We start from the raw sequence: 13,298 nt of genomic DNA, 5'->3' as shown, positions 1-13,298 counted from the left end.
GGACGAGCGCTCCCGCGGCCGTGGAACCGATCAGCCGCGGGAGGTTATCTGCTGCACGGCCCAGCCGTTGCCGTCCGGGTCCTTGAAGAAAACGAATCCCACGTTGTTCAGGTCGTCGCCCTCACGGCTCGGGCGGGCGCCCGACGGGCCCAGCACCTGCACCTCGCTCACCTCCACACCTCGCTCGACGAGGTGCGCGCGGGCCGCGTGGACGTCGGAGACCACCAGTTGCGGCCCCTGGAGCGAGCCCGGCTCCATGGCGACGAACCCCTTCCCCAGGACGATCGAGCAACCGGATCCCGGAGGGGTGAGCTGGACGAACTGGGGGCCGCCGTCGATCCGGGTGTCGTGGTCCACCGTGAAGCCGAGCTTCTCCGCGTAGAAGTCCTTGGCACGGTCGATGTCACTGACCGGGACCACGACCACTTCCAGGGTCCAGTTCACGAGTTCGCTCCTTCTGTCGGCGGCCCCTGCCGCGGAGGGGGCCGGTCGGCTCACGGCGACAACGGCACGACCGGCCCCGTCACCGCGACCTCGCCCGCCTCCTCAGACCGGCGAGTCCCGCGAACGTGGGTCGAGCCTGTCGGCGTCCACCATTCGACAACCTGTTCGATTTATGGTCATTCGGCTTTCTACAGGCCCGCGTGGCTGCTGTCAACCGCCGCCGACCTCGGAGCCCACGCCGGGAACGCCCGCTCAGGTGTCCGCGCCGATCACCCGCGCGGCGGCGAGGTAGGCGGCGAGCAGGCTCTCGGCGACCGCCGTCACGGTCTCGTCTCCCGGCAGGAAGTACGGGCTGTGCAGCCCCGAGGTCGTGTCGGTGCCCACGAACAGCATCAGCGACGGCACGACCGACGCGAAGTGGGCGAAGTCGTCGGCGCCGCAGGAGCGCAGCGTCGCGGGCATGTGGTGGGCCACCTCGACGAGGATGCGACCGGTCTCCTCGGCGAGCCGGGCGTGGTTGACGAGCACCGGCTCCCCGTTCGCGATCCGTACCTCCGCCTCGCAGCCGTGGACGCGGGCGACCCCCTCGACCACCTCACGGAAGCGGTGGTGCAGCTGCCGGCGCCAGGGCTCCGACATCGTACGGAGGGTGCCGCGCGCCGCGGCCTGTCCCGGGATCGCGTTGGGGGCGTTGCCCGCCGACACGGTCCCGAAGGTGACCACGGTCGGCGTCATCGGGTCGGCGTCGCGGCTCACGAGCTGCTGCGCGGCCACGATGATCTGGGCGAGCGCGAGAACCGGATCACTGGACAGGTGGGGGTAGGCCGCGTGCCCGCCCTGCCCGCGGACGACGACGGCGAACTCGTCGGAGGAGGCGTTGACCGCGCCGGGGGTGCAGGCCGTCTCACCCGCGCCGAGCACCGGCTGGACGTGTGCCGCGATCATCGCGCCGACCTGGTTCCTGCGCAGCGCGCCCGACTCGACGATGTCCCTGGCACCGGAGGGAGGGGTCTCCTCACGCGGCTGCAGCACCGCGACCATCGGCGCCGGCGCCCGTACCCGGTCGACCGCCCTGGTCAGCGCGACCAGGGCCGCGAGGTGCACGTCGTGGCCGCAGGCGTGCATCGCGCCGTTGCGCGAGGCCCAGGGAACGTTCGTCTCCTCGGGGATCGGCAGGGCGTCCAGCTCTCCGCGTACCCCGACGGCGAGCCCTTCGCCGCCGACCCGCAGGAGCGCGCCGGTCACGGCCACCCGCTCCATCGCGTTGCCCTCGGGCAGCGCGTCCAGCACACGCTTGAGGGTCGGCTCCTCCTTTCCCGAGACGCAGGGCTCGGCATGCAGTTCTCGCCGTAGCTGGAAGGCGGCGGGCAGTTCTGCGTGCAGGGCGGCGCGGAGCCGCTCACGAACCTCGTTCATCGCCCCTCCCCGGACCGGGGGGCGTCGTGGCCGACCCTCACGCGCCCTCCTGTGCGAGCGCGCGGACGTGGGTGCCGATCATGGATCTCCCTCTGCTGTGCGTGGTGCCGTTCTCATGGTGCATGGGTGAGGCGGGGCCGTTCCCAAGGAAATGTCATGCCCGAATATCCCCGCCGGCTCACCCGCCGATCGGCCGCTCCACCTCACCGGGCGCCTCGCCCGTCGCCGTGCCCGCTACTGTGCCCGCGTTCCTCCCCCGGACGGCGTACGCGAGGGTGAGGGCGACGACGGTGATCGGGAAGACGGCGGCGACGAGGATGCCGGTGCGCAGACCGGAGCCGCCGTCGTCGGGGAGCGCGGCCGACAGGGTGGCGAGAAATCCGTCCGCGGCGGCGGAGGCGTCCGCGGCGGCCCCGGCGATCCAGGGTCCGGCCGCGCCACCGGCGTCCCCGAAGACGGCGAGCACGCCGAACATCGCCGCGCCGCCGAGGGGGAAGCGGGCCGCGGCGAGGCTGAAGGTACCCGGCCACAGGAGGCTGACGGCGAGGCCGCACACCGCGCAGCCGATGAGGCTCACCACCGGGTTGGAGGACAGGCAGACGACGAGATAGCAGACGGTCGCCAGCGCGCCGCACGAGGCCATCGCGGGCACCAGCGGGATCTTCTCACCCCACAGGCCGTAGACGATGCGGCCGATGCCCATCAGGACCGCGAACAGGCACGGACCCGCCAGGTCGCCCCACACCTTGGAGACTCCCAGCCCCTCCTCGGCGAAGAGGGAGGACCACTGCGACATGGTCAGCTCGGCCGCGCCCGCGCTGAGCATCAGCACGAGGGCGGCGGCGAAGGCGGGAGCCCCGAAGAGCGCCCGCAGGGAGGTGCGGTGCTCGTCGGGCACGGTCGCGGGCAGCGGCACCCTCAGGAACGCCACCATGTTGACCAGCGGGACCAGCGCCCAGGCGACGGGCAGGACCTGCCAGGCGTCCTGGCCGATCCAGGCCAGCAGCAGCGTGCTGCCCGCCACCACCGCGACCTGTCCCCAGCAGTAGAAGGAGTGCAGCAGGCTCATCGCCGCGGCCTTGCCCTCCTGCGGGCTGGGCAGCGCGTCCACCACCGGGCTGACGAGCACCTCCAGCAGGCCGCCACCGACGGCGTAGACGACGATCGCAACGCACAGTCCCAGGTACGGCGAGGGCGACACGGCCGGGGCGACCGCGAGCAGCATCAGTCCCAGCGCCGACAGGACGTGGGCCAGCACCAGCGGGACGCGGTAACCGGTCCGGTCCACGAACTTCACGGCCACGATGTCGGTGACCAGCTGGGTGGCGAAGTTGAGCAGCACCAGGCGCCCGAGCATCTCCAGCGGCAACTGGTAGCGGGTCTGGAACACGATGAACAGCAGGGGGGCCAGGTTGTTGACGATGGCCTGGGTGACATATCCGGTGTAGCAGGCGCGGCGGGTGTGGTCGTACGTCGTCATGGGTGATGCGTTTCTCTCCCTGGGGGGGCCGATCGTCCTGGGGGGCCGATCGTCCGCACACTACGGGGCGCGCCGACACCGCGGGACACCCACCCCCGGCGCGCGAAAACACCAGGTCATCGGGAGGGCCGGACGGCCGCGCGACCTTGGGCGGCGGATCTCACACCTGGCGGACGGCTGTCTTGGGCCGAGGGACTCTCACCCCCGGCGGACGATCGTGCTCCCGGGCCGCGCGTTCCCCGGGCGGCCGGGCGGTTCGGGGCGCGTGGCGCCTACTTGAGCTGCAGGACCGGGGCGACGGCGGAATGCGAGCGGGGGGAGGCGGGCAGGCCGAGCACGAACCAGACGATCTTTCCTCCGGTGGCGGGATGGGCGACGCCCCAGTCGTCGGCGAGGGAGTCGACGATCTGGAGGCCCCGGCCGCTGGTGGCGTCCATGTCGCGGGCACACATGCGGGGAACTCCCGCCCCGGGGTCGAAGAGCTCACCGCGGACGAGGTTCTCGCCGCCTCGGATGCGCAGCGCGCACGCGGCGCCGCCGTACCTGACGGCGTTGGTGACCAGCTCGCTCACGATCAGCATGCAGTCGTCTATGAGATCGTCAGCGCCCCACAGGGAGAGCTCCCGGCGAACCAGCGAGCGGGCGTCGCGCACGCTCGCGGGGACGGCGGGCAGCAGGCACTCGCCTACGTACTCGTGGGCGACCTCGAGGGCCGCCGCGGATGAGTTGTGCTGGAGAGACACTGCGCCTCCTTCTGATGGGAGCGCTCCCATGACAAATGTAGAACATCCGGTCACGTCTGGGAATTGATTCCCTCCTAATTGTTTCTATTAGATGTCGTAAGAGTGACGATAAGTCAGTGCGTTTCGTGACGTTTGGGGAGGATAGGGCCACAGACCCCAGCAGGAGTCATCACCACCCCTTACCGGACACCACGCCACACCACCTGGGCGGGTTCCCCTCCGTCCGTGAACCCGCCCGCGCCCCGCCCCTCCCTCCGTGAACCCGTCCGTGAACCCGTCCGTGCCCTTGTCTCCCGCCCTCCCGGACCAACGCGCCTGGAAGGGCCGCGACCACGTCAGCGCAGCTGGGGAAGGACCTTCGCGCCGAACGCGTCGATGAAGGGGGCCTGCTCCTGGCCCACATGGTGCAGATAGATCTCCTCGAAGCCCAGGTCGGCGTACTCGTTGATCCTGGCGGCGTGCCAGCCCAGGTCGGACGAGACGTTGACGACCTCGGCGATCTGCTCGGACGAGACGTCCGCGGAGACCACGTCGAAGAGTTCGGGGGTGTCGAGATCCCAGCTGACCGGCGGGGAGAAGACATTGCTCCGCCACTGGTGGTGGGCGATGGCCATCGCCTCGTCGTCACTCTCGGCCCAGCTGAGGTGAACCTGGAGCGCCACCTTCCCCTTACCTCCGGCGTCCCGGTAGGCGCCGATGACCTCGCGCAGGTGGTCGACCGGTCCTCCCACGGTGATCAGGCCGTCGGCCCACTCCGCGCACCAGCGGGCCGTGTCGACGCTCACCGCCGCGCCGACCAGCTTCGGCGGAACCTGGGGCCGGGTCCACAGCCGGGCGCGGTCGACGGTCACCAGGCCGTCGTGGCTCACCTCCTCCCCCGCCAGCATCGCCCTGATGACGTCGACACACTCCCGCAGACGCCGCGTGCGAAGCTCCTTGCGAGGCCAGCGGTCACCGGTGATGTGCTCGTTGCTCGCCTCGCCCGTGCCGAGGGCGGCCCAGAAGCGCTCGGGGAACATCGCCCCGAGGGTGCCGATCGCCTGGGCGATGATCGCGGGGTGGTAGCGCTGGCCGGGGGCGTTCACGACGCCGAACGGCAGGTTCGTGGCCTGGAGCGCCGCGCCCAGCCAGGACCAGGCGAACCCCGACTGCCCCTGTCGCTCGCTCCACGGGGAGAAGTGGTCCGACGACATCGCCGCCCCGAACCCCGCCTGCTCGGCCTGGGTGACGGCTTTCAGAAGCTCTGCCGGGTGGATCTGCTCGTGTGAGGAATGGAAGCCATAAGTCGTCATCGCCTCCGGCTACCCGGGAGAAGGCCGTCCATTCGGGCACACGCCCCCGACCTGGCCGTACGGATGAGCCTCTCACGTGAGCGGCCGGGCCGGATCCTGACGGGTGACCGGCTCGGACGGATGGCCGGGCCGGAGCCGTACCGATGAACAGGCCGGAGGCGTCCGGGGGGACGGGCCGGACGGGAAGCGCGGTACCGCCCGAGGTCACGGACGGCACCGCGCTCGGCCTCACCCGGACATCACCCGGGCCTCAGAAGGCCGACGTGTAGGTGACGAACGAGAGCCGGTCGACACGGGTGGCCGCGTCGTAGCAGGCGACGTTGCGCACGATGGCATTGCCGGCGTTGGTGTTCCACAGGCTCTGCAGGTTGCAGAACTCGGGGCCCGGCCCGTACGCGGTGACCTGGACCTGGTCCTGCAGGAGCCCGACCTTCGGGAAGGTGACCAGACGCAGACCGACTCCCGCGCTCTGGATCGTGTTCGTGGCCCCCTGGGAGTTGTAGTTCAGACCCGCGGGCGTCGGCGCGTACGGGCCGGGGTTGGCCGGGTTGGTGTCGAAGGTGTAGGCGAAGTTCTTCGGCGGGATCGCCGCACCGGTGATGGCGCGCTCACGCTGGTAGGTGAGGGTCCATCCGGTGTTGAGCGGCACGTTCGTCGCGTTGTGGCAGCGCACCTGGACCGCCTGCGCGCCCACGCCCGGAGACCAGGCGCCGACCTTGCAGCGGGCGGGCTGGTTGGGGTTCACCGCGGTGACCTGGAGGTTTCCCGCGGCACTCGCCGAGCCGAGGCCCGGCAGGGTGACCGTCCAGACGCCCACCCCACCGGGGACGGCGGTGTTCACGCCACCGGCCGAGTTGAACTGGTCGGCGATGCCGGCACCGTTGTGGTGCACGTAACCGAACGCCTGCGGTGCGGGCAGGGTGCCGGTGCTCTGCTCGAAGACGATGCTGTACGGGGTGAAGACCGGAGCCCCTCCGTACCGGTAGCACTGCACCGCCACCATCAGGTCGGATCCCGAGGGGCCCCATTTCTGCACCTGGCACCAGTAGGCGTTCTGGGAGATCGCCGTGACGTGGACGACGCCGCCGTTGATCGCGAGCTGCGGGAACCTCACGTACGTCTGCCCGACCACGCCGGGGGTGACCGTGACGTTGAAGCCCGGCGCCCAGCTGCCCGCCTGGTGGTTGATGTCGGGGACGCCGGAGGTCACGTCGACCACCGCGAAACCCCACCGGTTGGGAACGGCGGCCTGCGCGCCCGTTGCCGCCGCGGTGACGCTCGCGGCGAGCATCGCGATGACACACAGGATTTGGATCATAACTCTTCGCAACTGCGGCATGCCGTACTCCATCGGCTTGGGGGGTTGGGCGATCGGACGCGACCGAGGAACCAGCGAAGTGAGCGGAAATGTCTGGAATCACAGTTCGTCCTGAGCTCTTGATAACCCGCCCGTCCCCCCTTGAAAAGACCCAACCTGACGGGTGAGATGACTTCGTCTTCCCAGATCAGGTCAGGGTTCCGACCAGATGGCGGTCTTCTCCCCCAGAGATCACCCGGTCGTTCCTGCGAGTACCGTATGAACAACGCACAGCCGATCCGCCAGGATCCCTAGACGGGGTGTGAGACCGTGCCGGAGCTCGAACCGAACGTTCCGCGTGTCATGTGGCAGTTACTTGAGCCCCTGCACGCCGTCACCTACTTCGCCCCCGAGGCGCTGGCGGCGTCCGACGCGGTCGGCATGCGCGGTTTCTGGATGGGTTACTTCGCGTCCAGGGCGGCGCCCCTCGGGCCGGTCGGCCCCGGCGTCGTCACGGCGGCCTTCCACGGTTTCCCCCCGGCGAGGGTCGCCAGGGCGCTCCCCGACGCGTGGACGTTCGCCACCCCCGGCGACGTGCTGCGCGCCAGGCTCGACGGGGCGGGAGCGGCGCTGCGGAACGTGCTCACCGACAAGGTGATCGGATCGGACGACATGCGCGCGGCGGCCGACCTCGCCTGGGAGGCCGCGCGGCTCGCCGACACCGCCGGCCGGGTGCTCGGCGCGGCCAACCAGGCGCTGCCCGCGCCCGACGAGCCGCACCTGCTGCTCTGGCAGGCCGCGACCACGCTGCGCGAGCACCGGGGCGACGGGCACGTGGCCGCCCTCGTCGCCCACGGCGTCTCCCCCGTCCAGGCCCACCTGCTCAAGGTCGCGGCGGGTGAGACGGATCTGGAGCAGCTGCGCCTGGGACGGCACTGGGACGACGAGGAGTGGGAGGCCGGTGCCGCCGCCCTGCGCGAGCGCGGTTGGGTCGACGACTCCGGCGCGCTGACGGCCGAGGGTGCGCGGGAGCGCGGGCGGATCGAGCGGCTCACCGACGAGGCGGCGGCCGCCCCGTGGCGTGCCCTGGGAGACGAGCGCACCTCCGAGCTCGCCCTGCTGCTCCACCCGCTGACCACGGCCGTCCTGGAGTCGGGCGTCATTCCGCCCTCGAACGCGATCGGCCTGCCGCGCTCACTCGCGGAAGGCGAGGACGGCCGGGGGCTCACGCTCCCGGCCGTCCCTTCGCGGATCGGCTGAGGGGGATCAGCCGAACGGCAGCCGTACGAAGGACCGGTTACCGACACCGAGGCTGACGGTGTTGGTGCCGATGGCGTTCCAGACCTCGACCCTCACCCGGCCGTTCGACAGGTTGCCGAGCGTGCCCGAGGAGGACTGCGGGCCGCCCCCCTGCGTGTAGTGCTCCCAGCCGGTCACCGGGTCGGTCGCGAAGTAGGCGTAGGTCTCCACCCTGTCCCAGCTCCCGTCGCCGGTCAGGTCGTAGGAGACCCTGACCTGGGTGCCGTTCGCGACCGCGGTGCCCGAGTCCAGGAAGAGGTCGAACGCGGTGGTGCCGCCGTTGCGGTTGGCGGTGAGACCGGTCGCCGTGAAGACCTGGGCGTTGGTCGGGACGCCGTCGTGGTTGCCGTTCGCGGCGGCCAGCGTGACGCTGCCCGCCGTGCCGGTCGTGCCCGTCAGCCCTCCGCCGCTCTGCAGGTAGCGCGTCGCGGCGAAGACACCCGGGGTCGGGGTGGGGGTCGGCGTCGGGGTGGGGGTCGGCGTGGGGGTCGGGTCGGGGTTCGTGGTGCCGCCCCCCGCGTTGCCGCCGCTCCAGGTGAAGGCGCCGGAGGTGGCCGTCTTGCCCGCCGGCACGTTGAGCACGGTGCCGTTGGAGAAGGTCACCGTGAGCGGGCTCCCGGTGATGTTGGACGCGACGTAGGTGCGTGCCCCGTTCTTGCTGAACACCTTCGCCAGCGGGTGGTTGGCGGTGACGGAGTTGTCCACCGTGCCGAGGGCGGCCAGGTTGCGGATCCAGTGGAAGGTGTGCGCCCTGCTCTCCCCCTCCTCCGGGGTGTAGCCTCCGGCGGCGCGCAGGTTCGCCAGGGCCGCGTCACCGTTGCCCAGCGCCTGGAACTGCCAGATGATGTCCTGCCACACCGTGGGCGGCCCGCCGTTGTTGCGTACCAGTTCGGCGTAGTTGGTGTTCACGTAGGCGGGGTTGTCGCCCAGGTAGAAGTGCCCGCCGGTGATCGGGAGCATGTTGATGCCCTGGATCATCTCCGGTTCGGCGCTGAACCAGGTGGCGTACGCGCCGCCGCTGCCCCAGACCATGCCGACCGTGCTGTGGCCGAAGGCGGCGGGGAAGTTCTGGTCGCGCACGTCGAACCAGTACTCCTGGATCGCCGCGGCCTGGGTCGTGTAGATGAAGATGCCCGCGTCGCGGACGGCGGTGTTGCCGGTGGCCTGTCCCCACTGGATGAGGGCGTTGGCGAAGTTCTGGCCCTCCGACGACGACTCCTGGTTGTTGCCCGAGCCGAACGCGCCGTGGCCCGACGCCCAGTCGTGGCCCGCGTAGATGTCGAAGTCGCGCAGGTACGGGAAGCGGGTGTCGGACCGGTCGTAGTTGTTGGCGTCGCGGATCAGCAGGTCCACCATGCCGCCGTACTGGCTCGCCTTCGCCCAGTCGGGGTCGAACTTGGCGAGGGTCGCGGCGGCGGCGATGTAGTAGCCGTAGTGGAAGTGGTGGTCGTTGAGCTCCAGGTCGGAGCCGTAGGAGGCCGGGTAGCCGAGCAGGGTCCCCCAGTTCTGGTTGTAGTAGAAGACCCGGGTCGTCTTGCCCGGTGAGGCGGTGAACCAGTCGTTGAGGCGGGTGCGGATCGCGTTCAGCGCGGCGGTGCGCACCGACGTCAGGTTGAGCTGGTCGGCGATCTCCGCGATGCGGGCGGCCCGGCCCAGGCCCTTGCCCGTCCAGTAGGTGTCGTCGCCCCGGATGTCCATCGGGTTGCCGAGTTCGGCGTTGAGCTGGTTGGTGACCGTGGTGAGGTCCGCCCCCGAGCTGTCGGCCACCGCGGGGACCTCGGGCAGGACGCCGGTGTACTTCATCGTCGTCCTGAACTGCGTACCGGTGACGATCTTCATCTGCCCGCGCGCCGACACGTACGTCTGCGCCAGCGGCGTCGAGCCGGTCAGGTAGTTCCACTGGTGCGGGTAGAGCGCGATGACCGTGCCGGTCTGGCTGCCCTGCCTCGCCGTGGTGGTGAAGGCGTACGTCGTGGTCAGCGTGCTCGCGGACTGGTTGTAGGCGTACGAGACACGGGTGCCGGTGACGTGCGCGTGCGCGTACTGGCCGTAGGTGCTCGCCAGCGCCGCGCGGTCGCCGCCCGCGGGGAGCGCCGCCACCGAGAAGAAGTCCTTGCCCGCGAGGGAGGAGCTGATCGTGGTGCCGCTCACCGACCAGGTCGCTCCGGTCGGCGCGTAGGCGACGTAGTCACGGCCGCCGACGGTGAAGCCGATGGTGGCGCCGCTGTTGGACCACACCGTGGGGGTGCCCGCGGCGGTGATCTGCGCGTTGCCGCCGGTGATCTGGAAGTACGCGAACGGCAGGCCGTGGCCGATGGTGGCCTTCATCGTCCGGCCCCCGCCGCTCCAGTACGGGGTGACGGTCCAGTCGCTCCAGCCGTCGACCTTGACGTCCGGCGAGTTCAGGCCCGCGACGCCGACGCGGATGTTCTCGACGTAGGGGTAGTGGTACTCGCCGACGCCGGTCGCGGTGCCGCTGATGGCGGGGGTGGTGTTGTAGGAGAAGCCGAGCCCGTTGCCGAAGGTGTCGTACGAGATCGGGTGCGCGTGGAGCGGCTCACCGTACGCACAGTCGGTCTTCTTGTAGAGGATCGACGACCACCAGTCGTTGGTGGGCACGGCCCCCGCGGGGGCGTTGGACGTCACCCACTGGCGGGGGTTGGTGGAGATGGAGCCGCAGCCGGTCGGCAGCGAGCGTCCTGCGGGGAGGGTGTCCGCGTAGCTGCCGGCGCCGACCGTGGCTGCTTCCGCGGAGCGGGCTGCGCCGAGGCCGAGCAGCCCGGCCACCATCGCGACGACCACACCGGCGGCGAGGCGGCGACGGCGGGCCCTGAGGCGGGCCGCCGACCGGGCGAGTCGTCCTTCGCGGGGGTGCGCACTGTCCGGACCCGTGGTCCGGATCGAGGGATCCATAGGGGGTGCCTCCGGGGAGAGGAATCGGGCTCTGAAGCTGACCGATACGAGAGAGCGCTCTCTCACCGAAAAGTAACGGGATGCGTCACGTCAGTCAATGTTTCGCGTTGGTAACGAGTAGGTAAAGGACGGAGGTGCAGGCGAGAGGGCGTAAGCCCAGAAAAATAGGGCGTTCTACCGCGCGGCGCCATCTTTTCGTCCACCCACCTATCACATCGCCCGCCTGGCCGACGATCAAGAAATGGCCCTACCCTGATCTGAGAGCGCTCTCATAGTCGGTCGACGTTCAACGCCGGTCGACCTCTTGACGGCGCCCGCCCCCTCCCGCCCGTCGCCGGCCGGCCCCCGAGGGCACCCCTCCCCGCCCACCGTCGACCACCCCCTCGACGGCGCGCCCCCCACCAGGAAGACCTCCCGGCGGCGCGAATCCCCCACCTGGAACACCCCCTCGGCGGCGCGAACCCTTCACCCGGAACACCCTCCCCCCACGCCCGCGCATGCCCGATCACCAGGGCGGACGCAACTGGCGAGACGGCGACAAAAACAGGGCTGGACACTGAGAGTGATGAAGAATTACTCTCTGTGAACACACAGGCACCCTCTGCCACAGGAGACATCATGCGAAGCAGGAAGCTCATGACCGCCGTGCTGAGCGCCGCCGCCATCGCGGGTCTGACCACGATGACCGCCGCCGCTCCGGCCACGGCCTCCGTGCCCACCGTCCCCGATGCTCCCGCCGCCGCCGACTTCACCGGCTACCAGATCGTCAAGCTGCCGAACGCCAACGTGCCCAACTTCCAGCGCCGCGTGGTCTACTGCCCCGGCGGGAAGAAGGTCATCGGCGGCGGCGCCGAGGCGCAGGGCAACGGGGCCATCCTGGTGGGCTCCTTCCCCACCGACGACGGCAACGGCTGGATCGGGCTCGGTCGCCAGATCGGCTACAACGACGTGGGCATCAGCGTCTACGCGATCTGTGCCAACGTCGGCTGATCACCGCTCCGCGACACCTGCCGTCCCCCTGGCCCCCTGCGACACCTTCCCCTTGCGACACAGCACCCGGGCCACCACGGTGACCATCGTCCTCGCCGTCACCACCACCCCGCCCGTCTCCCCCCGGTGATCGCCGTCCCCAGCGATCACCACCGTCTGATCACCTTCCCCTGATCAGCGTCCCCAGGGAAACACGGCTCCGGCCAGACCAGAAAAGGTCCGACCGGAGCCGTTCCGCACGTTCCCCCAGAACCACCCCGCGAAGAACCCCGTCCCAAGGGTCGCCCTGGCTCCGAACCAGTAGAGACACGGCCGTCGGCCGCGTTCGCTCAGGGGCGCGAGAGCACCTCGTCGAGCTTGGCGGCGAACTCCTCGTGCAGGCTGCCGAAGGCCCCGTGGTCACCGGGGAACATCACGTGCGTCCCCTCGATCTGCTCGGCGACGACGAAGGAGGCCCGGTAAGGCGGCTGCCCCTCCGAGGCTTCGCCCGCCACCATCACGACGCGCGCCGAGGAGGCCCGCAGCGCGTCGGCGTCGGGGACGTATCTCACGAACGGCGGCACCTCGTAGCCGATGAAGAACTCCATGTTCTTCTCCATCCGCGCCATCGTCTCCGCCGCCTCGGGAGTGGGCTCCTCCTGCTCTCCCTGGGTGGCCGCCTCCTCGTGCTCCCTGCCGGTCCTGTCGAACCCGGTGGCGAAGGCCTGCATCGCGGCTCCGGTCCCCTCCTTGGCGAACGCCTCCTCCACGTCCCGGATGACATCGCGCCAGCGGTCGCGGTCGGGCAGCAGCTCGAACAGCGGCGGCTCGTGGGACACGAGGGTGCGCACCTGCTCGGGGTGGCGGGTGGCCAGCTCCAGGCCGATGATCGCGCCGGAGCTGTTGCCGAAGACGTACGCGGGCTCGTCGGCGGTGACGCCCACCTCCACCAGCAGGCGGTGCGCGTCGTCGGCGTGCGTCTCGATGCTCTGCGACTCGGGCGGCCCGTCCAGCGGGCTGCGCGAGTTGCCGCGCCGGTCGTAGGTCACCACCGTGTAGCGGTCGGCGAGCCGCTGGGCCAGACCCGCGTATCCGGCGGCGTCGTAAACCCCGCCGCAGATCAGCAGCAGGGTCGGCCCCGAGCCGCGGATCTCGTAGTGAAGGGTCGCGCCGGGAACCTTCAGGGTGTTCGTCTTGACGGGCTGCATGGTCGCTTCTCCTCGAAAGTCGTCGGCCGTCTCGCTTCTCTGATCACAGAGAATCGGAGCCACGGATGCGTTCTCGACATCCCCACCCGCACAGTCGCAGCGAAAGAGCGTCTCCTCCTGTGGCGGGCCACCCCGGGTCGGCGGCGCGTGCCGGACCGCACCACCGCCACCGTCCTGCCCACTTCCCCTCAGGGGGGACACCACGCGTCGTCGCGGTGGCCGACATGTCGGCCACCG

Annotated in this window: 11 protein-coding genes; 2 read left to right on the top strand and 9 right to left on the bottom strand. The window is 70.5% G+C overall.

Features of this window, described 5'->3' with window-relative positions; genetic code table 11:
* Window positions 1-30: 30 nt before the first annotated feature.
* The 6 genes from ABT352_RS13190 to ABT352_RS13165 all read right to left on the bottom strand — a co-directional run bounded on the left by ABT352_RS13190 (window position 31) and on the right by ABT352_RS13165 (window position 6,693).
* Complete coding sequence (locus tag ABT352_RS13190) at window positions 31-444, bottom strand: VOC family protein (protein WP_350944954.1); 414 nt, start codon at window positions 442-444, stop codon at window positions 31-33.
* A 252-nt stretch (window positions 445-696) separates the two neighbouring features.
* A complete protein-coding gene (locus ABT352_RS13185; RefSeq protein ID WP_350944953.1) occupies window positions 697-1,860 on the bottom strand; it encodes a M20 metallopeptidase family protein in 1,164 nt (387 codons plus the stop codon).
* A 178-nt stretch (window positions 1,861-2,038) separates the two neighbouring features.
* On the bottom strand, window positions 2,039-3,340 hold the full coding sequence (locus ABT352_RS13180; protein WP_350944951.1) for an MFS transporter: 1,302 nt from the start codon (window positions 3,338-3,340) through the stop codon (window positions 2,039-2,041).
* A gap of 272 nt (window positions 3,341-3,612) precedes the next feature.
* On the bottom strand, window positions 3,613-4,083 hold the full coding sequence (locus ABT352_RS13175) for an ATP-binding protein (protein ID WP_350944949.1): 471 nt from the start codon (window positions 4,081-4,083) through the stop codon (window positions 3,613-3,615).
* Between the two features lie 335 nt (window positions 4,084-4,418).
* The gene (locus ABT352_RS13170; protein ID WP_350944948.1) at window positions 4,419-5,375 is read right to left on the bottom strand and encodes a TIGR03885 family FMN-dependent LLM class oxidoreductase; all 957 of its coding nucleotides are present in this window, start codon (window positions 5,373-5,375) and stop codon (window positions 4,419-4,421) included.
* Between the two features lie 250 nt (window positions 5,376-5,625).
* Window positions 5,626-6,693, bottom strand: a complete 1,068-nt coding sequence (locus tag ABT352_RS13165) for a hypothetical protein (protein ID WP_350944946.1) — start codon at window positions 6,691-6,693, stop codon at window positions 5,626-5,628.
* A 309-nt stretch (window positions 6,694-7,002) separates the two neighbouring features.
* Between ABT352_RS13165 and ABT352_RS13160 the strand changes: the two genes are divergently transcribed.
* On the top strand, window positions 7,003-7,932 hold the full coding sequence (locus ABT352_RS13160) for an SCO6745 family protein (RefSeq protein ID WP_350944944.1): 930 nt from the start codon (window positions 7,003-7,005) through the stop codon (window positions 7,930-7,932).
* A gap of 6 nt (window positions 7,933-7,938) precedes the next feature.
* On the opposite strand, the gene ABT352_RS13155 is transcribed toward ABT352_RS13160, so the two are convergent.
* Complete coding sequence (locus ABT352_RS13155) at window positions 7,939-10,884, bottom strand: glycosyl hydrolase (protein WP_350944942.1); 2,946 nt, start codon at window positions 10,882-10,884, stop codon at window positions 7,939-7,941.
* A gap of 618 nt (window positions 10,885-11,502) precedes the next feature.
* Here ABT352_RS13155 and ABT352_RS13150 point away from each other — a divergent pair.
* A complete protein-coding gene (locus ABT352_RS13150; RefSeq protein WP_350944940.1) occupies window positions 11,503-11,874 on the top strand; it encodes a hypothetical protein in 372 nt (123 codons plus the stop codon).
* Here the strand turns inward: ABT352_RS13150 and ABT352_RS13145 are convergent, their stop codons facing one another.
* Window positions 11,875-12,027 carry a hypothetical protein gene (locus ABT352_RS13145; RefSeq protein ID WP_350944939.1) on the bottom strand — a complete coding sequence of 51 codons (153 nt, stop codon included), beginning with the start codon at window positions 12,025-12,027 and terminating at the stop codon, window positions 11,875-11,877.
* A 176-nt stretch (window positions 12,028-12,203) separates the two neighbouring features.
* Window positions 12,204-13,061 (bottom strand): alpha/beta fold hydrolase, encoded by an 858-nt coding sequence (locus tag ABT352_RS13140; RefSeq protein WP_350944937.1) that lies wholly within the window; start codon window positions 13,059-13,061, stop codon window positions 12,204-12,206.
* Window positions 13,062-13,298 lie beyond the last annotated feature (237 nt).

It is taken from the genome of Streptosporangium sp. NPDC000563 (assembly GCF_040299985.1).
Classification (GTDB): Bacteria; Actinomycetota; Actinomycetes; order Streptosporangiales; family Streptosporangiaceae; genus Streptosporangium.
The sequence above is the reverse complement of the archived record's forward strand: the minus strand, read 5'-3'. Positions and strand labels throughout refer to the sequence as shown.

What these genes read in the sequence shown, in the direction of transcription:
- ABT352_RS13185 (WP_350944953.1), bottom strand. Translation starts at nt 1,860, where the DNA reads ATGAACGAGGTTCGTGAGCGGCTCCGCGCCGCCCTGCACGCAGAACTG.
- ABT352_RS13180 (WP_350944951.1), bottom strand. Translation starts at nt 3,340, where the DNA reads ATGACGACGTACGACCACACCCGCCGCGCCTGCTACACCGGATATGTC.
- ABT352_RS13170 (WP_350944948.1), bottom strand. Translation starts at nt 5,375, where the DNA reads ATGACGACTTATGGCTTCCATTCCTCACACGAGCAGATCCACCCGGCA.
- ABT352_RS13165 (WP_350944946.1), bottom strand. Translation starts at nt 6,693, where the DNA reads ATGATCCAAATCCTGTGTGTCATCGCGATGCTCGCCGCGAGCGTCACC.
- ABT352_RS13155 (WP_350944942.1), bottom strand. Translation starts at nt 10,884, where the DNA reads ATGGATCCCTCGATCCGGACCACGGGTCCGGACAGTGCGCACCCCCGC.
- ABT352_RS13150 (WP_350944940.1), top strand. Translation starts at nt 11,503, where the DNA reads ATGCGAAGCAGGAAGCTCATGACCGCCGTGCTGAGCGCCGCCGCCATC.
- ABT352_RS13140 (WP_350944937.1), bottom strand. Translation starts at nt 13,061, where the DNA reads ATGCAGCCCGTCAAGACGAACACCCTGAAGGTTCCCGGCGCGACCCTT.